Here is a 20,268-nt window from a genome sequence, read left to right on the forward strand (position 1 = left end):
CGATTCCGGACCGGCGAAAGATGTTTGATTCTGTAGGAGCCGCTATGTCAGTTGATTCCTTTCGACCCCTCGCGGGCCTCAAGGTGCTCGAGTTCGGCCAGATCGTCACGGTGCCGTTCTGCGGCATGCTGCTCGCGGACCTGGGCGCCGATGTGGTGAAGGTCGAGAACACCGACGGCGGCGACGGCATGCGCCAGTGGCCGCCGCTGATGCGCGCCGAGCCCGACGCCGAGGCCTACAGCGGCAACTTCGCGTCGCTGAACCGCAACAAGCGCAGCATCGCGGCGAACCTCAAGGACCCGGCCGACGCGGCCCACGTGCGCGACCTCTGCGCGGTCGCCGACATCGTGCTCGAGAATTTCCGCCCCGGGGTGATGCAGCGCCTCGGCCTGGGCTACGAAGCCTTGCGCGAGCGCCGGCCGCAACTGGTCTATTGCTCGGTCACCGGCTACGGCCAGGCCGGCCCCTATGCCAGGAAGGGTGCCTTCGACGTCACCGTGCAGGCCATCAGCGGGCTGATGAGCGTGACCGGCGAGAACGGCAGCGTGCCGGTGAAATGCGGCGTGCCGGTGGCCGATTTCACCGCCGGCCTCTATGCGGCCTATTCCATCCTGGCCGCCGTGATGGAGGTGCGGCGCACTGGCGTGGGCACGCAGATCGACTGCTCGATGCTCGGTTGCATGCTGGGCATCTCGGCACTGCAGATCAGCGAGTACTTCGGCACCGGCCGTGCACCGCAGCGGCTCGGCTCGGCCCACCCGCGCAATGCGCCCTACCAGGCCTTCGAGGGCAGCGACAAGCCCTTCGTGATCGCCGCCGGCAACGACAAGCTGTGGGGCGAGGTCTGCACGGCGGTGGACCTGCCGCAGCTTCAGGAAGACCCGCGCTTCGTGACACAGACCCTGCGTGCGGCCAACCAGCACGAGCTCGCCGCGCTGTTGCAGCCGCACTTCGCGCGCCGCAGCGCGGCCGACTGGCTGGCCGAGTTCGACCGGCGCGGCGTGCCCTGCGCGCCGATCAACGACTTCGCCGACATCCTGGCCGACCCGCACGTCAAGGAGCGCGGCTGGGTCGCCGAGCTCGAGCTGCCCAACGGCCTGAAGACGCCGACGATCGGCTTTCCGGTGCACATCGCGGGCTATGAGTTCTCCGTCGACGCCCGCCCGCCGCGGCTGGGCGAGCACACCGAGGCGGTGGCCCGGGAGTGGCTGCGATGAACGAGTTCGCGCTGCTGTCGCCGCCCACGGCCGAGGGCGTGCGCACGCTGAGCCTCAACCGCCCCGACAAGGCCAATGCCTTGTCGGCGGCGCTGGTCGATCACCTGCACGCCAGCCTCGATGCGATCGGTCCCGAGACGCTGGCGCTGGTGATCCGCGGCGAGGGCCGGACTTTCTGCGCGGGCTTCGATCTCACCGGCCACGAACAGTCGTCGGAAGGCGACCTGTTGCTGCGCTTCGTGCGCATCAACGAGCTGCTCGCGCGACTGCGCCAGGCGCGCTTCCTCACCATCGCCTGGGTGGCCGGCGCAGCCTTCGGCGCCGGCGCCGACATCGCCTGCTCGTGCGCCGTGCGCATCGGCACGTCCGCGGCGCGGTTCAGGTTTCCCGGCTTCCAGTTCGGCGTGGCCCTCGGGACGCGGCGACTCGCGACCCTCGTCGGCGCGGAACGCGCCCGCGCCATGCTGCTGCACAACGAGGAACTGGATGCCGCGGCGGCGCTGGACTGCGGGCTGCTCACCGAACTCATCGACGGCGCCAGGCCCGAAGAACGGGTCGACGCCCTGATGCAGTCGACGCGCAAGCTGGACGCGGCCGGCCTGCGCACGCTGCTCGCGCTGACCGATGCCGACACCGCCAACCACGACCTGGCGGACCTGGTGCGCAGCGTCGCACGGCATGGCCTGCACGCCCGGATCGCGGCCTACCGGCGCGCCTGAGTCCGCAGGGCGCGGCAGTCTTTGACCCCAACGCGGCGCAGCGCCGATCGCCGCTCCTAAACTGCCGCCATGCCGCTCTCGCATCTCCTGCTCGCCCTGGCCGTGGTCGCGGTCTGGGGCACCAATTTCGTCGTCATCAAGTGGGGCCTGGCGGAACTGCCGCCGCTGCTGTTCACGACCCTGCGCTTCTCGCTGTCGGCCTTTCCGCTGCTGCTGTTCATCAAGCGCCCGGCCGTGCCGTGGCGCAAGCTCGCCGGCTTCGGCGCGCTGCACGGCCTGGGCCTGTTCGGGCTGATGCTGTATGCGATGCGCGCCGACATCTCGCCGGGGCTCGCCTCGCTGGTGATCCAGACGCAGGTGTTCTTCACCATCGTGCTGGCGATGCTGCTCGACGGCGAGCGGCCGCGGCCGGTGCAGGCGCTGGCGCTGGGGCTCGCGGTCGCCGGCATGGCGCTGATCGCCGGGCATATCGACCAGCACAGCATCACCGCGCTGGGCCTCGCGCTGGTGCTCACCGCGGCGCTGTGCTGGGCCGGCGCCAACATGGTCGCCAAGTCGGTCGGCCGGGTCGACATGCTGGGCTTCATGGTCTGGATCAGCGTGTTCGCCGCGCCGGCGCTGGCCGTGCTGAGCCTGTTGATCGAGGGCCCGGCCCGCATCGCCGCGAGCCTGTCGCAGGCGAGCGCGGGCGCCTGGGCCGCGGTGGCCTGGCAGGCGCTGGGCAACACGCTGTTCGGCTACGGGGCCTGGAACTGGCTGCTGGCACGCCATCCGGCCGCGACGGTGGCGCCGGCCGCGCTGCTGGTGCCGGTGTTCGGCATGGCCGCCTCGTCGCTGCTGCTCGGCGAGAGCCTGCCGGGCTGGAAGCTGGGTGCCACCGCGCTAGTGCTGGGGGGCCTGGCGCTGAACACGCTGGCCAGCCGCGCCACGCGCACGGCCGCCACGGCCCGACCGTTCACCGAATCGGTCTCCTGAGGAGGCGATGACGATGATCGAACTGCACCACGCGCCCAGCACCGCGGCGATGGCGCCGCACATCCTGCTGACCGAGATCGGCGTGCCCTTCGTGCTGCGGCCGGTCGACACGGCCGCGCAGGCCCACCGCTCGCCGGTCTATCTGGCGCTCAATCCGAACGGCCGCGTGCCGGTGCTGGTCGACGGCGACCTGGTGCTGTACGAGAGCGCGGCGATCTGCCTGCACCTGGCCGACCGACATCCGCAAGCCGGGCTGGCGCCGCCACTGGGCAGTGACGAGCGCGCGCACTTCTACAAGTGGCTGATGTGGTTGACGAACACGCTGCAGGCGACGCTGTTGGTGTTCTTCTACCCCGAGCGCTGGCTCACCGACGGCAACGACGCGGGCGCGGCCGAGCTCAAGACCTGCGCCGAGGGCCGCACCGGCGCGCTGCTCGATCTGCTCGAGGCCGAACTGCAGCGCCATGGCGGGCCGTGGCTGCTGGGCGCGCGCTACAGCGCGGTCGATGCCTATGCGCTGATGCTGTGCCGCTGGACGCGGCATTTCGCGCATCCGGCCCGCGCGCGGCCCGCGCTGGCCGCCTACCTGCAGCGTGTGCTGGACCGACCCGCGGTGCGGCAGGTGTTCGAGCGCGAGGGACTGGCTCACCCCTGGGTCTGACCCACTCGCCCGGCCGCGCGATGCAAAGGCATCGACCTGCGCGCTGCGCGCGCTCGGAAAACCGACAGGGACGCCGGGTGCCGGACGACGGCGCACCACCGATCGGCGCGTCGCGTCAGCCGCCCAGCACCGCTGCCATGGCCTGCGCCACGGTCTGCACGTTGCCGGTGTTCAGCCCGGCCACGCACATGCGCCCCGAGCGCACCAGGTAGACCGCATACCGTTCGCGCAGCACGTCGACCTGCGCCGCGCTCAGGCCGGTGTAGCTGAACATGCCACGCTGGCTCAGGAAGTAGCCGAAGTCGCGCGCCGGCAGTCTGGCCGTGAGCGCGGCGTGCAGCGCACGGCGCATCGCGAGGATGCGCTCGCGCATCGCGGTGAGCTCGCCTTCCCATTGCGCGCGCAGCGCCGGCTCACCGAGCACCAGCGCCGCGAGCTGGCCGCCATGGATGGGCGGGCTGGAGTAGTTGCGGCGCACCGTGGCCCTGAGCTGGCCGAGCACGTTCTCGGCCTGCGCGGCGTCGGGACAGACGACGCTGAGCGCGCCGACGCGCTCGCCGTACAGGCTCATGCTCTTGCTGAAGGAGTTGGCGACGAAGAAGCTCAGGCCGGCCGATGCGAGGGTGCGCACCGCGAACGCGTCGGCCTCGATGCCGTCACCGAAGCCCTGATATGCGAGGTCGAGATAGGGCAGCAACTGCCGCTCGCGCAGCACCGGGATCAGCGCCTCCCACTGCGCGGCGCCGAGGTCGACGCCGGTCGGGTTGTGGCAGCAGGCATGCAGCAGCACGATGCTCTTGGGCGGCAGGCCGCGCAGCGCGGCCAGCATGGCGTCGAACTCCAGGCCACCGGTCACCGGGTCGTAGTACGGATAGGTGTTCACCGTCAGGCCCGCGCCCTCGAACATCGCGCGGTGGTTGTCCCAGGTCGGCTCGCTGACCCACACCGCGCTGCCCGGGAAATAGCGAGCGATGAAGTCGGCGCCGACCTTGAGCCCGCCGCTGGAGCCGACCGACTGGATGGTCGCGACGCGGCGGCTCGCCAGCGCCTCGTGGTCGGCGCCGAACAACAGGGCCTGCACGGCGCTGCGCAGATTGGCCGCGCCCTCGATCGGCAGGTAGGACTTGCTGCCGCCGCGCGCCAGCAGCTCGGCCTCGGCGCGCTGCACCGAGCCCAGCACCGGGATGCGGCCGGCGTCGTCGAAGTAGATGCCGATGCTGAGGTTGACCTTGCTCGCGCGCGGGTCCTTCTGGAAGTCTTCGTTGAGACTGAGGATCGGGTCGCCCGGATAGGCTTCGACGTGCTGGAACATGGCGGTATGGCGCGCAGGGAGGGGAGCCGGATTATCGAGGCAGGCCTGCCGTCTCCGAACAAACCCTGAGTCGGTTGCGTCGTCGCGCTTCATCGCGGAGCACCAGCACGGCACAGCTTGCGCCGGGCAGGAGACTGTGCGTTGACGGAAATCGTCACCTGCCGGGCTCGCATCCACAGCGGTGTCTCGTGTTCGTGCGTTTCTGGACGCCGCGGCGAAGGTTTTCGTACCGTGCACCGCAGCATGCCGGTTGTGGCCCTGCACTTGCAACAGGGCCGGACACAACAAGCCGCCCCGCTCGGCCGTGCCATCGGCACACCGGGACGACAAGCCACGAGGAGACATGCTCATGATGGGAGTCGACAAGTCGTTGCTGCGCCACCTGTTGCTGATCGACGGGCCGTGGGAAATCAGCGACTACCAGCTGGACCTTCGCAAACGCCGCTGCGACGTGTGGATCGGTCCGCAGGTCGAGCGCGGCTGGTTCGGTCGTCCGAAGAAGGGGGTTCCGGTGCGCGTGCAGCAGCACATGTGGCAGCACCTGTCGCTCGGGCCGGTGCGCTTCTTCCTGCATGTGTCGCTCCCGACGACCTCGGAGCTCGACAAGCTGCCGTGGATGGGCGACGTGGGTTTGCCCTTCACTGCTGCGCTGGCGCAGCAGGTGTTCGCCTTCTTCAACGAGGGGGTGTCGCTGCAGTCGATCTGCAGCCTGCTGAGGCTGTCGCTGAACGACGTGTGGCGCTACCGTTTCGCGCTCGACAACGGCCGCGCGCAGGTGCAGTCGGCGGAGGCCCCTGCGCGCCCGCAGGCCGCCCCCGCTGCGGCGTCCGCCGCCGTGGCTGCCGCGCCGCCGACCGAAACGCCGGGCAGCGCGGACACCGTGCCGGACGTGACCGACCCGATCTGGCTGCGACTGGTCAACGGCGACCTGCAGCTCGACATCCGCGTGCTGAGCCTGAAGCTGATGCTGACAAGGGTGCGCTCGCAGCTCGATCTGATCTCCGACGACGAAGTCCGGCTGCTGAAGCTGCGCGACCTGCACCGCTATTTCGTGAAGAACGAGCGGGTGCTGTCGCACGAGCTGTCCCAACTGAAACTAGGATGAGGCCATGACCGCACGACCTTCATCGTCGCTGCGCCCGGCGACCGGCGCCCTGATGTCCGTCGAGGAAGCCAGCGTGCTGCTGCGCAGCCGGGGCCACTACACGGTCGCCGGCGACGCGGCCCTGCTGCGCAAGCTGCCGCACGGCCAGTGGATCGGCGGCAGCATTCCCTACTTCATGGGCCAGGACGGCGGGCGCACGACGCGCGACCAGGTCTTCGTCACGCCCCTGCCCAGCGGCAGCCTCGAGTCGAGCATGCGCTGGTACGACGCCAAGAAGCTGCGCAACGTCTGCGTCGACGGGCCGGCGAACGGCTACTCGCTGATCATCATCCCGGCTTTCTCGGCGGTGCACTCGCAGTTCGCGCGCGAGGCGCCGCAGTACGAGGACATGTACCTGAAGCCGCTGCTGGGCTGGATCGCCGGCATCCACCTCGACGACCTGGGCAAGAACGCGCCGGTGGTCGTCAACGGCGAGACCGGCGAATTCGACGGCGAGCGTGCGCTGGTGATGCATGTGCCGCTGCCGGACGACCAGCTGGCGCGGCTCGACATCGTCAACCTGTTCGAGCAGGGCGACGGCGACCGCATCCGCTTCCCCGAGGCCGGCTTCCATGCCCACGAGTGCCTGATCAACGGCAAGCCGGTCAACTTCGCCGACTACCTGGCACGCAACAAGATCGACCCCCGCTGGCCGCTGGTGGCCAACTACTCGGGGGCGATGGTCAACGTGTCGTTCAAGGGCATCGACGAGGCCGACCACCGCGTCGATTTCTACGCACCGGTGTTCGACGACATCGAGTACCGCTTCGCGAAGCCGATGGAGAACTACGAGCAGGCGCTGGTCGGCGCGCTGCCGGCCGACAGCGCGCAGGTGATCTGGAGCTGCAACTGCATCCTGAACTACCTGTACTCCGGCCTGGAGGGCAAGCGCACCGGCCCGATCACCGGCCCGATGACCTTCGGCGAGGTGGCCTATCAGCTGCTCAACCAGACCATGGTCGTTCTGTCGATCGACCGCGGCTGAGCGGAACCTCAGGCCGCGAGTGCGGCCTCGATGTCCTTTTTCAGGCTCTCGGGCTTGTCGGCGGGCGCGTAGCGCCTGATGACCCGACCGTCCTTGCCGACCAGGAACTTGGTGAAGTTCCACTTGATCGCCCGGGTGCCGAGCAGGCCCCTGGCCTCCTGGGTCAACCACTGGTAGAGCGGATGGGCCCGGGCCCCGTTCACCTCGATCTTGGCCATCATCGGGAAGCTGACGCCGTGGTTCACCCGGCAGAAGCTCGCGATCTCCTCGTTGCTGCCGGGGTCCTGGGCACCGAACTCGTTGCTCGGAAAACCCAGCACCGCCAGCCCCTTGTCGCCGTACGCCTTCCACAACGCCTCGAGACCACCGAACTGCGGCGTGAAGCCGCAGGCACTGGCGGTGTTGACGATCAGCAGCACCTGGCCGCGGTAGCCTGCGAGCGAGACGGTCTCACCGCCGATCGTCCGGGCTTCGAAGTCGTGGACGGTGGTCATGGCCGGGTGCCCTCGGATGGGTTTCGCTCGAATGGAAAGACCGATGCTAGTCCACTGCATCAGCGGCAAGGGTGGTGGGGGCGGGCGGCACCTCGGCTAGCTTGGGATTGACGGGCCTGCCGGCGCAGCTGAGCATGCAGTGCATGACCGAACCGCCATGTCCGCGACCCAGGAGCTGCCCGTGACCCCACGCTACCGTGTAGCGCTGGTGGGGTTCAGCCCCTTCGAACAGCAGGCGCTCGAGAGCTATTTCAGGCTCGCCGGCGGTCAGTCGCCGGCCTTCGAGCCCGCGCCGTCGCTCGGGGACAGCGATTTCTGCGTCGTCGACGGCGACCGGCCGGCCGCCGTCGAGGAAGTGCGTGCTGCCGGCCGGATGGACGGGGCCGTGTTCATCGGCCAGCAGGTACCGGCGGGCGCCGTGATGCACCTGCACCGCCCGATCGACGCGCGGCAGGTGGCGCGCGCCCTCGAGACCTTGATGCTGGCCCGTCAGGCGGTGGCCGACCCCTACGCTCCCCGGCCCGCGGCGGTGCGCCCCGCCAAGAAGTTGCGTCCCGTCGCCGAGGCGCACTTCGACATCGACGTGCTCGTGGTCGACGACACCGACATCGCGCGCCGCTTCCTGCAGGTGCAGCTCGAGAAGTTCGGCTGCCGCGTCACGGTGGCGGCCAGCGCCGAGGAGGCGCTGGCGAAGATTGCGCAGGCGCGCTTCCGTGTCGTCTTCGGCGACGTGCAGATGCAGGACATGGACGGCCTGGCGCTGTGCCAGCAGATCAAGCAGCGCCGCAAGGGCGCACCGACCGTCGTGTTGATCAGTTCGCAGGTGACGCCCAGCGACCGCGTGCGCGCGACGATCGCCGGCGCCGATGGCTTCCTGGCCAAGCCGATCGACGCGAACGAGCTGGTCGCCGTGCTGCGCAGCTGCAGCAACCGGCGTCGGCGCGCGCGCTAGCGCGGCGCCGGCGCGGGCTAGCGGCCCTTCAACTGCCGGGCCAGCGCGACGCCAGTCCCGCGGTTCACGAAGTGCGTGGTGGCGACCTTGTCCAGATCCACCTCTGCGGGGCGGTAGAGCCCGGCCTTGACCATCTTGTCGTGGAAGTCGCGAATGCGCTCGGGCCTCATGGCACCGATGCCCAGCGTCTGCGCATCGCCGGAGTCGACGATGCCCAGGTCCCTCATCAAGGCCACCGAGCGCGCGATGGTCTCGGCGCTCATCTCCGGGTTGTCGCGCAGGATCAGCGCATCGCCCTGGTGGCGATCGCCATAGAGGTAGGTGACCCACCCGACGATCGAGGCGTCGACGAAGCGCTGCACCAGATCGGGTTTGCGAGCCACGGTTTCGGCGCGGGCCTCGATCAGCGTCGAATAGGTGGAAAAGCCGTGGTCGGCCAGCAGGAAAGTGAGCGGCCTGAAGCCCCCCTGCTTCTCGATCGAGATCGGCTCTTCGACCGCATAGCCTTGCTGGATGCTCTGCTTGTTGGCCAGGAAGGGGCCGAGGTTGTAGGCATACGGCCGCAACTGCTCGTCGCGAAAACCGTGCTCGCTCTTGAGCCAGGCCCACCAGGTGAACTGAGCGTCCTTCGCGATCCAGGCCACCGGCGCCTTCTTCAGGTCGTCGAAGCCCTTGATGCCCTGGCCCGGATGGGCGAACAGCGCCTGCGGGTCCTTCTGGAACATCGCCGCGACGACCACCGTCGGCACGCCGTTCTTCACGTTGTCGAAGCTGTGCAGCAGGTTGCCGGTCATCAGGAAGTCGATCCGCCCGGCCGGCAGCAGCGGCCGGTTGTTGACCTGCGGGCCGCCCGGGCGGATCTGGACGTCCAGGCCGTACTGCGCGTAGGTGCCATCGGCCAGCGCCTGGTAGAAGCCGCCGTGCGCGGCCTGGGCCCGCCAGTTGGTGGCGAACACCACCTTGTCGGCGGCAACGGCGGGTCGGGCCGCGCACAGCGCCGCCAGCAGGAGGGAGCGACGTTTCATCGGCAGCGGGCTTTCGAGAAGGTGGTGGTGTCCATCGCAGACCCCCTATCCTGCCAGCCTCGGGTGCCGGCTGCCGCCGTCCTGCGCTGCGCTGGCGTACGAGACGCCGCGGCCAGCGCGGCTAGTCGCCGAGCCGCGCGACGCTGGCGGCCACGGCTTCGTGCAGCAACGCGGCGTCGATCCCGGCCAGCGGGCCGAGGACCGTGGCGGCGCGGGCCAGCATGTCGTCGCCGCTGCCCTCGAGCGCCGCATCGACGACCGCGCCCAGGGCGAGCAGGCGCTGCACTGACAGGGGCTCGGTCAGCCACGGGGCCGCGAAATCGTCGCCTTGCGGCGCGACCAGGCTGCGCAAGGCCATCGGACGCAAGCGAACGCCGGCGGCCACGTCGCCGGCCAGACCCCACGCACGGCACAGCGCCGCGCCCAGCGCGGCATGGTTCAAACCGTAGGCGGCGACTTCGGCGTCGAGCTGCGCCAGCGAGTCGGACGTGGCAGCGACCAGGGCCTCGTAGCCCGGTGCATCGTGTGCCACCAGCGCGGCCTGGCCGCTTTCGGCGAACAGACCGACGGTGTGCGCGAGCCAGGGATCGATGTCGAGCGAGGGGGCCGCACGCCCCATGGCCAAGCCGCGGCGCCCTGCGCGGGCCCACAGCGCGGTGAGCAGCGGGCTGGGCGGGAAGGCACCCCGCAGGCCGATCTCGAAGGTCAGCGCCGAGACTTCGCGGGTACCGAGGTAGCGCACCGCTTCAGGCACCGATTCGACACGCCGCAGCAGGCCGAACAAGGCCGAATTGACCGAACGCACGACCGCCGAGGCGAGCGCCATGTCGGTCTCGATCAGGCCGGCGATGGACTGCAGGTTCGCGTCTTCGTCGTGCATCAGCATCGACAGCTGCACCAGGATCTGCGGGCAGGCCGGCAGGTCGATGTCGAGGGCGCGCAGGGAGGAATCGATGGACATGCGCGATCCTAGGCGCAAGCACGGATCGAGAGAGCTTGCCGCAGCACGCCTTTTGCACAGCTCCTAGAGTGCGCACAACTTGTTCCGTGAAGGATTTGCAGATGAGCAGCTTGTTCGACCCCGTGCGCCTCGGCGATATCGAGCTCCGCAACCGCATCGCCATGGCACCGCTGACACGAAACCGTGCCAGCGCCGGGCGCGTGCCCTCGCCGCTGGCCGTCGAGTACTACCGCCAGCGCGCCGACGCCGGCCTGATCGTCACCGAGGCGACCCAGATCTCGCCGCTCGGCCAGGGCTACCTCGACACCCCGGGGATCTACAGCCGCGAGCAGGTCGAAGGATGGAAGGCCGTGACGCGCGCGGTGCATGAGCGGGACGGCAAGATCGTGGTGCAGCTCTGGCACGTCGGGCGCATCTCCCATGTGTCGCTGCTGCCCGAAGGCGAGGTGCCGGTCGCACCGTCGGCGATCCGCGCCAACAGCAAGACCTTCACCAGCAAGGGCTTCGAGGACGTGTCGGCGCCGCGCGCCTTGGCGCTCGAAGAGCTGCCGGGCATCGTCGAGCAGTACCGCGTGGCGGCGCGCAACGCCATCGAGGCCGGCTTCGACGGTGTCGAGGTGCACGGCGCCAATGGCTACCTGCTCGAGCAGTTCCTGCGCGACAGCACCAACCACCGCACCGACGCCTATGGCGGCCCGGTCGAGAACCGCGCACGCCTGCTGCTCGAGGTGATGCGAGCCGTGACCGCAGAGATCGGCACCGGTCGCACCGGCCTGCGCCTGTCGCCGGTGACGCCGGCCAACGATGCCGCTGTCGACTCCGATCCGCAGGCCCTGTTCAACCACGTGGCCGAGCAACTGGCGCCGCTGAAGCTGGCCTTCGTGCACGTGATCGAGGGTGCCACCGGCGGTCCGCGCGACGTGGCGCCGTTCGACTACGAGGCACTGCGCGCACGGGTGAAGGCGCCGTGGGTCGTGAACAACGGTTACGACCGTGGGATGGCGCTCGACGCCGTGGCTTCGGGTGCCGCCGACGTCGTGGCCTTCGGCCGGCCCTTCATCAGCAACCCCGACCTCGTGCAGCGCCTGCGCGTGGACGCGCCGCTGGCCACGCTCGACCGCGATACGCTGTACGGCGGCGGCGCCAAGGGCTACACCGACTACCCGGCGCTCGAAGCAGCCTGAAAGGGGCGACCGCCGCCGCGGGCCTGACTTAGCATCGTGTACCTTGTCCACGATGCCGTTGCCTCGCACCCGCCGCCATGTCTGAACTGGGCGCGCTCATCCGACAGCTCCAGTCGCGCTTCGTGCGCAGTGCCGAACCGCACCGCGTGTTCGATGCGCTGCTGCCGGAGCTGCTGCGGCTCGGCCAGAGCGAGTACGGCTTCATCGCCGAGGTGTGGCGCGACACCGACGGCGGGCCCTATCTCAAGATCTTCACGCTGAGCAACATCGCCTGGGATGCCGACTCACGCGCCATGGTGGAGCGTGAGCGGATCAGCGGCATGGAGTTTCACAATCTCCAGACGCTCTTCGGTGCGGCGCTGGTCACGGAAGAGCCGGTGATCGCCAACGATGCGCCGAACGATCCGCGCAGCGGCGGCGGCCTGCCCCCGGGTCACACGGCGCTGAACACCTTCCTCGGCGTGCCTTTGCACTACGGGAGCGAGCTGGTCGGCATGATCGGGCTCGCGAACCGCCAGCCCGGCTACGACGAGGCCTTGCTGACGCAACTCGATCCGCTGTTCCAGAGCATGGCCGGCATCATCGCCTCGGTGCAGATCGACCGCCAGCGACGCGCAGCCGAGTCCGCCTTGCGCGTGAGCGAGGAGCGCTGGCGCCGCAGCTTCGAGATGGCGGGCGCGGGCATCGCGCAGACAGCGTCCGACGGACGGCTGCTCGAGGTCAATGCACGCTTCTGCGACATCGTGGGCCGCCCGCGCCAACAGCTGCTGTCGATGCGCTTCCAGGAACTGACGCACCCCGACGATATCGCCGCGGACGAAGACCTGTTGCGGCGCCTGGTGGCCGGAGCGCTGCCGCACGAGGGCGGCGCAAGCCACGAGAAGCGCTACCTGCGTCCCGACGGCAGCATTCTGTGGGTGCAGATCATCGCGTCGGCGGCGTTCGACGCCCAGGGGCGCTTCCTGCACGCCGTCACGGTGGTGCTCGACATCGACCAGCGCCGCCATGCCCAGGTCGCGCTGCAGGAGCGCGAGGCGCTGTTCACCAAGCTGGCCGACCGCGTACCGGGCGTGCTGCTGCAGTTCAACGTCGACACCCAGGGCATCGCCCGGGTGCCGTACGCCAGCCGCGGCCTGCGCGAGCTGTTCGAGCTGGAGCCGGACGGCGCGGTGCGCAACGATGCGCGGCTGATGATCGAGCGCGTCGCCAAGGGCCAGCGCAAGCGGGTCTGGGAAACGCTGGAGCGGGCCGGGCAGGAGCTCACTGCCTGGTCGATCGAGTTCGAGGTCGATCTGCCCGTGCGGGGTCGACGCTGGGTCGAGGCCCATGGCTCGCCGGAGCGGCTGCCCGACGGCAGCACCACCTGGCACGGCTATATCAGCGACATCACCGAACGCAAGTGTGCCGACGCGGCGCTGGTGAGCGCGCAGGCGGCGGCACGCGCGAACGAGGCCAAGACCGAGTTCCTGTCGCGCATGAGCCACGAGCTGCGCACGCCGCTCAACGCCGTGCTCGGCTTCACCCAGCTGCTGCTCGGCGACCCGCAGGCGCCGCTGCAGGACGGCCAGCGTGCGCGCCTGGGCCATATCGAACGGGCCGGACAGCACCTGCTGGCGATGATCGGCGACGTGCTCGACCTGTCGCGCATCGAAACCGGCAGTCTGCTGCTGACGCTGCAAGCGATCAGCGTGCGCGCCCTGGTCGACGAATCCTTTGCGCTGGTCCTGCCGACGGCGCGTGCCGGCGGCGTCACGCTGTTGCAGCGCGCCAGCGGCAACTTGCAGGTGCAGGCCGACCCGACGCGGCTGCGTCAGGTGCTGGTCAACCTGCTGAGCAATGCGGTCAAGTACAACCGCCCGGGCGGGCAGGTCGTGGTCGAGACCGAGGCCGTCGATGAGCACACGGTACGCCTCGCCGTGACGGACACCGGCACGGGCCTGACGCCGTCGCAACAGATGCACTTGTTCGAACCCTTCAACCGGCTGGGCGCCGAGCGCAGCAGCATCGAAGGAACAGGGCTGGGCCTGGCGATCACGCTGCGGCTGGTGGAGCTGATGAACGGCCGCATCAGCGTGCACAGCCAACCAGGCAGTGGCTCGACCTTCGGCATCGAGCTGCCGCGCGCGCAGTCCCCGTCCGCGCCGACCGAGGTGACTGCGGTGAATCTCGTGCCCGCAGCAGCAGACAGCACGTCGCACAGCGTGCTGTACGCCGAGGACAACCGGCTCAACATCGAACTGGTGCAGCAGCTGTTGCTGCTGCGCAGCGGCTGCGAACTGCGCGTGGCGCACAACGGCCGCGAGGCGATCGCCAGCGCGCGCAGCCATCCGCCCGACCTGTTGCTGATCGACATGCACCTGGGCGACATGACCGGGCTCGACGTGCTGGCCGCGCTGCGCAACGACGCCGCACTGGCCCACGTGCCGCGCATTGCGCTGTCGGCCGATGCCTTGCCGCAGAACGTGCGTGCCGCGCGCGAAAGCGGCTTCGACGAATACCTCACCAAACCGGTCGATGTGGCCGAGCTGCTGCGCTGCCTCGACCGCCACTTGGCCGTGAAACGGCCCGGTCGCTGAAGGCCGTGGCGGCGCGGGCGCAGGCCGGCGCGGATCAGCAGGGGAAATGAAAAAAGAAAGGGGGCGGGACGTGGTGGTCAGGGGCTCGCTCTCATCCACCCCGACCCGCCCGCCCCCTCTTGGACGTCAACCGGTCCGCAACTTTTGACGTGCCGGCACTGCTGGCGAGACACCCCAGGGCAGCGTGAGCTGCCGCGGTGCGCTGCGGGAAGGCAGCACCGGTCCCCGGCCCGATTGCGCAGCGCTCGTGCTGGCCTCGCGCGAGCCGCTGAAGGCGGCCGTCGAAGCGAGCTTGAAGCGCGGGGCGATCATGGCGAGGAGGATGTGAAGGATCTGTGCGAAGCGCGAAGCGCTTCAGCGCGCGTTGAACCACTCGCTCGGCGCGAAATCGCCGCCGGCCAAGACCGCATGCAGTGGGCGCGCGCCACGGCCCGAGCCGCAGCCACCGGCGCGCAGCGCCCGCGTCAGCCCGGACAGCCAGGTCGGGCCGGCGCTGCTGACCTGGCGCTCGCGCGCGGCCAGGCGCAGCAACGAAGACACCGCACCGAGCGAACCGCCACGTGCGGGGCTGGAACGAAGCGGTGATTTGATGCTCAGTGCCATGCGGGACTCCTCCTGCTGTGTGGAGCTCGCAGGTGCATCTTGTGTGCCAGCCGCAACACTCTGCGCCCGGCGGTGGCGGCCGTGCAATGCATCACAGGCCGCCCCCGAAAGGGCTTCGTGCGGCGATGCAATGCCGTTACACGGCCGACGCTTTCGGTCAGCCGCGGCCGCGCAGCGTCACTGCGGGAGCGCTCATTGGAGCGGCATGCCGGAAAACGCTCACGGCGTCTCGCCGTGGCCGCTCTCCCACGGCAGGTGGCGCGTCAGCAGCACGCCCAGCAGGTTGTCCTGGAAGTTGATGTTGCCGGTCAGCGCGTTGTGGTGCTCGCACAGGAAGAAGGGGTAGGCCACCGGCAGGAAGCTGTCCTCGTGCTGCGGTGCGCTCGGGTCCAGCGTCTCGCGCGCCAGCAGCGAGGGCTTGGTGACGCGGCCGTCGCCGGGTTCGAGCATCAGCTCGTCGTAGGGCACGCCGGCGCGCGGTGCCCGGATCTGCGACGGCGCCAGCCGCGTCGCATCGCGCCCGCCCTCGGGCTCGACCAGCAGCCGTGCCGGCGTCAGGTGGCAGTCGCCGCCGAACAGCACATAGCGGATCGGCGACACCGGCTCGGCAACCGACAGCATCCAGGCGAAGCGCCGTGCGCGTTCGAGCTGGTGCACGAAGTAGCGCCGCAGCGCGGCCTCCTCGGCCGGATCGGCGAGCGCCCCCGGCCCGTACACCGACCAGCCGTGGCGCTGCCAGGTCTCGGCGTCGAACAGCTCGTCGGCCAGCGGCCGGCCGTCGATCCCGATCAGCCAGCTCGCCAGCGGGTGGGGGAACAGCTGGTAGCCGCTGGGCAGCGTGGCCAGCGTGCGCGGCGCGATGCGGCGCAGTCCGACCGGCTCGCCGCTCAGGAAGGCATGCAGCGAGCTGACCGAACCGAGGTTGGGCGTGCCCAGCAGCACCAGTTTGCGCACCCGCGACGCACCTTCCATCGTGACCTGCTGCGCCTGGCCGTCGAGCACGTCGCGGGTACCGAAGCGCAGGTAGTAGCGGGCGATCAGGCCACCCATGCTGTGGGCGACCAGGTCGACGCGCAGCGACGGATCGCCGTGGTCGCGCCGTACCGCCTCGATAAGCTCGTGCAGCGCGCGGGCGCTCGTCACGTTGTCCTGGCGCCAGTCGTAGCTGAAGACGTAGAAGCGGCGCTCACCCTTCTTGACCGGTGTGCCGACCGTCGTGCGCTTGTAGCCGCCATGGCGCGACAGCGTCTCCATGATCGGGCGGTAGAAGTCGCGTCCGAAGGCCCGCTCGGCAATGTCGTAGGCCTCCAGCCTGGAGGGGCGCGGCGTGTTGGTCTGTGGGTCGATCTCCAGCGCGATCCCGGGATAGGCCGAGAACAGGATGCGCCACCACGGGCCGGGCCAGATTTCCTCGCCGGTGACGCGGTCGCGCAGCCGCGAACCGAAGGCGCCGGGGATCAGGATCACCGGCGCCGTGTCGGCGCTGCCCATGCCGAACTGGTAGAGCCGCTTCAAGTCGGGCCGCGGCGCGTCGCCACAGGCAACGAGCAACAAACCGACAGCCAGCAGGGCCATGCCCGCCCGGCGCCTCCATCGCGTGCCGCCCGCCTTCATGGCGCGATGCTGCACCGGCGGTGGCCAAAGCGCCAGCGGCCCGAAGCGACGCGACAGCCGCGCGCAGACCCGGTGGCCGCGCGGTAACCGCGCGCGAATCAGGGAGCCGGGCGGTAACCGCGCGGAATGGCCCCCAGCAACCGCTGCGTGTAGGCCTCGCGCGGCGCGCTCAGCAGCGCCTCGACGCCATTGCGCTCGACGACCTCGCCATCCTTCATCACCAGCACCTCATCGGCCATGAAACGCACCACCGCGAGGTCGTGGCTGATGAACAGGTAGGCGAGGCCGAGCTCGTCCTGCAGGTCGCGCAACAGGTTCAGCACTTGGGCCTGCACCGACACGTCCAGCGCCGACACCGCCTCGTCGAGCACCAGCACCTCGGGCTCGAGCGTCAGGCAGCGCGCGATCGCGATGCGCTGGCGCTGGCCGCCGGAGAACTCGTGCGGGTACTTGCTCCAGGCGTCGGCGTCGAGGCCGACCTTGACCAGCAGCGCGCGTGCCTTGGCCTCGCGCGCCGCGTCGTCCCGCTCGAGCCGGTGGATGCTCATCGGCTCGACCAGCGTCTGTCCGATCGTGAAGCGCGGGTTCAACGAGGCATAGGGGTTCTGGAACACCACCTGCAGCCGACGGCGCATCGGCAGCCATCCGGACTTGTCGAGCTGGAGCAGTTCCTGCGGCGCGCCGCCCCGGGCACTGCGGAACACCGCACGGCCGCCCGTCGGTCCGCCACTCGCCTCGTGCAGGCGCAGCAGCGCCAGGCCGGCGGTCGTCTTGCCCGAACCCGATTCGCCGACGAGGCCCAGCGTGTGGCCGCGCCGCAGCTCGAAGCTCACGTCCTTGACAGCCTGGAACGCCTTGCGGCCGAACACGCCCGAGCGCAGCCAGAAGCTCTTGCTCAAGGATTCGACCTGGAGCACCACGGGGGCGTCCGGGTCCTTCGGCTTGGCCGCCCGCGCGGTCTCGCCGCCGGCAGGTGCTGCGAGGTGATCGTCGATCACCGCGAGCCGCGCTGGCGGCGGCGCCAGCGTCGGGCGGCAGGCCAGCAGGGCCTTGGTGTACGCGTCCTGCGGTGCGGTGAAGAGGGCGGCCACCGGACCCTGCTCGCGCACCGTGCCCTGCCGCATCACGACCACCTGGTCGGCAATCTCGCCGACCACGCCGAGGTCGTGGCTGATGAACAGCATGCTCATGCGGTGCCGCTCCTTCAGCCCGGCCAGCAGCTCGAGGATCTGCCGCTGGATCGTCACGTCGAGCGCGGTGGTCGGCTCGTCGGCGATCAGCAGCCTGGGTTCGCAGGCGATCGCCATCGCGATCATCACGCGCTGCTGCTGGCCGCCCGACAGCTCGTGCGGATAGGCCCCGAGCCGGCGCTTCGGATCGGGCAGACCGACCTCGTTCAACAGCGCCTCGGCACGCTGGTGCACGGCGCGGCGGCCGAGTCCGAGATGCAGCCGCAGCGGCTCGACGAGCTGCTGGCCGACCGTGAACACCGGGTTCAACGAGCTCATCGGGTCCTGGAACACGCAGGCGATCTCGCGGCCGCGCAGCGCGCGCAGCTCGGCCGGCCCGGCCGCGAGCAGCTCACGGCCGCGAAAGCGGATGGAGCCGCGGCGTTCGGCGTTCTCGGGCAGCAGGTTCAGCACCGCCATCGCCGTCACGCTCTTGCCTGAGCCCGATTCGCCGACCAGCGCGACCGTGGTGTTCTCGGGGATCTGGAAGCTCACGCCCTGCTCACCGCGACCGACCGCCTCGATGCGGCTGGCCGCCGCGCCGCGGCCGAGACGGAAGCTCACGCGCAGCTGGTCGATGCTCAGCAGGACACTCATTCGGCGCCTCGCAGCTTCGGGTCGAGCGCATCGCGCAGCGCGTCGGTCAGCAGCGAGAAGGCCGTGACGAAGACCGCCATGAAGCCGGTCGCCGCCGCCAGCTGCCACCAGTGGCCGAGCAGCAGCTCGCCCTGCGCTTCGGCCAGCATCGTGCCCCAGCTGACCTGGTCGACGCTGACGCCCAGGCCGAGGTAGCTGAGGATGACCTCGGCCTTGATGAAGCCGACGACGTGGATCGACAACTGCACCAGCACCACGTGGCTGACGTTCGGCAGGATGTGGCGGAACATGCGCGATGCGGTGGAGGCACCGATCGCCTCGGCCGCGCGCACGTATTCGCGCACCGCGTGCTTCAGGAACTCGGCGCGCACCAGGCGGTAGATGCCGGTCCAGCCGGTGAGCCCGAGAACCAGCACCACCGAGCCGACGCCACGGCCGGTGACCGCCGCGAACGCGAAGATCAGCAGGATGCCGGGGATGGACGTGAAGACGTTGTAGACCCACTCCAGCAGGTCGCCGACCTTGCCGCCGAAGAAGCCGCCCAGCGCACCGAGCACGGTGCCGATCAGCGTGGCCAGCAGCGCCGCCGAGACGCCGACCAGGATCGATATCTCGGCCCCCTTGATCACCTTGGCCAGCACGTCGCGGCCGAGCCGGTCGGCGCCGAACGGCAGCGTCTCGGCACGCGGCGTCTCGGCGCGGCTGAACTGCCTGGCGCGCTCGGCCCATTCGGCGTAGCGCGGCGCGAGCGGATCGACATCGGACAGGTCGAGGACCGGCCCCTGCGGCACCGCGACCGCCGCGGCGGCGGCCTTCGGCGCCGGCCCCAGGAAGCCCGGCGGCGCGTTCGGCGCCCCGATCTCGGCTTGCCAGCCGCTCGCGACGACACCCAGCCCCGAGAGCAACACCAGCACCAGGAAGGCCGCGACCACCGCCAGCGACACCATGCCGACACGGTCGCCGCGCAGACGCCGCCAAGCGGCGACCCACACGCCCTCGGAGCGCGCCACGCCGGCGGCGACGACGGGCACTGCATCGATCGGCAGCGCGCTCATTTCAGCACCACCCGCGGATCGGCCAGCTTGTAGAGCACGTCGGTCAGCAGGTTGACGAGCATCGTGATGACGGCGATATAGATCGTGACCGCCTGGATGACCGGGTAGTCGCTGCGGTTGACGGCGAGCAGCACCTCGCGGCCCAGGCCGGGGATGGAGAAGAAGGTCTCGATCAGGAAGGAGCCGACGAAGATGCCCGGCAGCGCGACCGCGACATTGGTCAGGATCGGGATCATTGCGTTGCGCAGCACGTGCTTGAGCAGGATGCGGGTCTCCGTCAGACCTTTCGCGCGCGCGGTGCGCACGTAGTCCTGACCGATCTCGTCGAGAAAGAAGCTGCGGTACAGCCGCATCTGCGGCGAGAGGCCCACCATCACCGCCAGCAGCACCGGCAGCGGCGCGTAGACCGCGAGATTGGTCCACACGCTGTCGCTCCAGCCCTGCACCGGGAACCAGCCGAGCCGGAACGCGAACAGGTACTGGCCGACGATCACGTAGACCAGGAAGCTGATCGACAGCGCGATGGTGGTGACGACCATGATCGCGCGGTCGGTCAGCGAACCGCGCACGTGGGCGACGGCCAGCGCGAACGGGATCGCCAGCAGCACGTCGAGCAGCAGGATCGGCGTCATCACCGTCAGCGTGGCCGGCAGGCGGCTCGCGAACAGCGAGCTGACCGCCTCGTTGGTGGCCCAGCTCCTGCCCCAGTCGAAGGTGACGATCTGCTGCACGAAGATCCACAGCTGCTGCCACACCGGCCTGTTCAGGCCGAGCTGCTCGCGGATCGCGTCGACCTGCTCGGCACTGGCATTGAGGCCGCCGAGGATCTCGGCCGGGTCGCCCCCGAAGGTCTTGAACAGGAAGAACACCAGCAGCACGACCCCGACCAGCGTCGGGATCATTTGCCACAGGCGCCGGATCAGGTAGGCCGCCATCGCCGAAGCACTCCAGGAAACGGGTCGCAG

Annotated in this window: 18 protein-coding genes; 9 read left to right on the top strand and 9 right to left on the bottom strand. The window is 69.8% G+C overall.

Annotated elements, in window-relative coordinates; genetic code table 11:
- Positions 1 to 44 precede the first annotated feature (44 nt).
- From ACQY9S_RS15755 to ACQY9S_RS15770, 4 genes are all read left to right on the top strand, one after another.
- A complete protein-coding gene (locus ACQY9S_RS15755; protein WP_428420872.1) occupies positions 45 to 1,217 on the top strand; it encodes a CaiB/BaiF CoA transferase family protein in 1,173 nt (390 codons plus the stop codon).
- Entirely contained in the window at positions 1,214 to 1,936 is a 723-nt protein-coding gene (locus tag ACQY9S_RS15760; RefSeq protein ID WP_428420873.1) for an enoyl-CoA hydratase/isomerase family protein, read from the top strand. The genes ACQY9S_RS15755 and ACQY9S_RS15760 overlap by 4 nt, the downstream gene beginning before the upstream one ends.
- Before the next feature lie 69 nt (positions 1,937 to 2,005).
- Complete coding sequence (locus tag ACQY9S_RS15765) at positions 2,006 to 2,911, top strand: EamA family transporter (protein ID WP_428420874.1); 906 nt, start codon at positions 2,006 to 2,008, stop codon at positions 2,909 to 2,911.
- A gap of 13 nt (positions 2,912 to 2,924) precedes the next feature.
- Positions 2,925 to 3,572, top strand: a complete 648-nt coding sequence (locus tag ACQY9S_RS15770; protein ID WP_428425776.1) for a glutathione S-transferase family protein — start codon at positions 2,925 to 2,927, stop codon at positions 3,570 to 3,572.
- 115 nt (positions 3,573 to 3,687) lie between these two features.
- On the opposite strand, the gene ACQY9S_RS15775 is transcribed toward ACQY9S_RS15770, so the two are convergent.
- The gene (locus ACQY9S_RS15775) at positions 3,688 to 4,884 is read right to left on the bottom strand and encodes an aromatic amino acid transaminase (protein WP_428420875.1); all 1,197 of its coding nucleotides are present in this window, start codon (positions 4,882 to 4,884) and stop codon (positions 3,688 to 3,690) included.
- A 349-nt stretch (positions 4,885 to 5,233) separates the two neighbouring features.
- On the opposite strand from ACQY9S_RS15775, the gene ACQY9S_RS15780 reads away from it, so the two are divergent.
- Both ACQY9S_RS15780 and ACQY9S_RS15785 read left to right on the top strand, forming a co-directional pair.
- Positions 5,234 to 5,989: a hypothetical protein gene (locus ACQY9S_RS15780; RefSeq protein WP_428420877.1), complete on the top strand. Its 756-nt coding sequence runs from the start codon at positions 5,234 to 5,236 to the stop codon at positions 5,987 to 5,989.
- A 4-nt stretch (positions 5,990 to 5,993) separates the two neighbouring features.
- Positions 5,994 to 7,013 (top strand): DUF6976 family protein, encoded by a 1,020-nt coding sequence (locus tag ACQY9S_RS15785; protein ID WP_428420878.1) that lies wholly within the window; start codon positions 5,994 to 5,996, stop codon positions 7,011 to 7,013.
- 8 nt (positions 7,014 to 7,021) lie between these two features.
- Here the strand turns inward: ACQY9S_RS15785 and ACQY9S_RS15790 are convergent, their stop codons facing one another.
- Entirely contained in the window at positions 7,022 to 7,507 is a 486-nt protein-coding gene (locus ACQY9S_RS15790) for a glutathione peroxidase (protein WP_428420880.1), read from the bottom strand.
- A 181-nt stretch (positions 7,508 to 7,688) separates the two neighbouring features.
- Between ACQY9S_RS15790 and ACQY9S_RS15795 the strand changes: the two genes are divergently transcribed.
- A complete protein-coding gene (locus ACQY9S_RS15795; protein ID WP_428420882.1) occupies positions 7,689 to 8,459 on the top strand; it encodes a response regulator in 771 nt (256 codons plus the stop codon).
- 17 nt (positions 8,460 to 8,476) lie between these two features.
- Here the strand turns inward: ACQY9S_RS15795 and ACQY9S_RS15800 are convergent, their stop codons facing one another.
- A complete protein-coding gene (locus ACQY9S_RS15800) occupies positions 8,477 to 9,484 on the bottom strand; it encodes an ABC transporter substrate-binding protein (protein ID WP_428420884.1) in 1,008 nt (335 codons plus the stop codon).
- 121 nt (positions 9,485 to 9,605) lie between these two features.
- A complete protein-coding gene (locus ACQY9S_RS15805) occupies positions 9,606 to 10,445 on the bottom strand; it encodes an HDOD domain-containing protein (protein ID WP_428420886.1) in 840 nt (279 codons plus the stop codon).
- A 101-nt stretch (positions 10,446 to 10,546) separates the two neighbouring features.
- Here ACQY9S_RS15805 and ACQY9S_RS15810 point away from each other — a divergent pair, with 101 nt between their 5' ends.
- On the top strand, positions 10,547 to 11,629 hold the full coding sequence (locus ACQY9S_RS15810; protein ID WP_428420888.1) for an alkene reductase: 1,083 nt from the start codon (positions 10,547 to 10,549) through the stop codon (positions 11,627 to 11,629).
- Positions 11,630 to 11,706: 77 nt separating this feature from the next.
- Positions 11,707 to 14,205, top strand: a complete 2,499-nt coding sequence (locus tag ACQY9S_RS15815; protein ID WP_428420890.1) for an ATP-binding protein — start codon at positions 11,707 to 11,709, stop codon at positions 14,203 to 14,205.
- Positions 14,206 to 14,559: 354 nt separating this feature from the next.
- Here the strand turns inward: ACQY9S_RS15815 and ACQY9S_RS15820 are convergent, their stop codons facing one another.
- From ACQY9S_RS15820 to ACQY9S_RS15840, 5 genes are all read right to left on the bottom strand, one after another.
- Positions 14,560 to 14,808 carry a hypothetical protein gene (locus ACQY9S_RS15820; protein ID WP_428420892.1) on the bottom strand — a complete coding sequence of 83 codons (249 nt, stop codon included), beginning with the start codon at positions 14,806 to 14,808 and terminating at the stop codon, positions 14,560 to 14,562.
- A gap of 219 nt (positions 14,809 to 15,027) precedes the next feature.
- Entirely contained in the window at positions 15,028 to 16,383 is a 1,356-nt protein-coding gene (locus tag ACQY9S_RS15825; RefSeq protein ID WP_428420894.1) for an esterase/lipase family protein, read from the bottom strand.
- A gap of 137 nt (positions 16,384 to 16,520) precedes the next feature.
- Positions 16,521 to 18,248: an ABC transporter ATP-binding protein gene (locus ACQY9S_RS15830; RefSeq protein ID WP_428420896.1), complete on the bottom strand. Its 1,728-nt coding sequence runs from the start codon at positions 18,246 to 18,248 to the stop codon at positions 16,521 to 16,523.
- Complete coding sequence (locus ACQY9S_RS15835; protein ID WP_428420898.1) at positions 18,245 to 19,303, bottom strand: ABC transporter permease; 1,059 nt, start codon at positions 19,301 to 19,303, stop codon at positions 18,245 to 18,247. Before ACQY9S_RS15835 ends, ACQY9S_RS15830 begins: the two co-directional genes overlap by 4 nt.
- Positions 19,300 to 20,238 carry an ABC transporter permease gene (locus ACQY9S_RS15840; RefSeq protein ID WP_428420899.1) on the bottom strand — a complete coding sequence of 313 codons (939 nt, stop codon included), beginning with the start codon at positions 20,236 to 20,238 and terminating at the stop codon, positions 19,300 to 19,302. Before ACQY9S_RS15840 ends, ACQY9S_RS15835 begins: the two co-directional genes overlap by 4 nt.
- Between the last annotated feature and the right edge of the window lie 30 nt (positions 20,239 to 20,268).

This window comes from Methylibium sp. (assembly GCF_965279545.1).
Taxonomy (GTDB): Bacteria; Pseudomonadota; Gammaproteobacteria; order Burkholderiales; family Burkholderiaceae_C; genus Methylibium.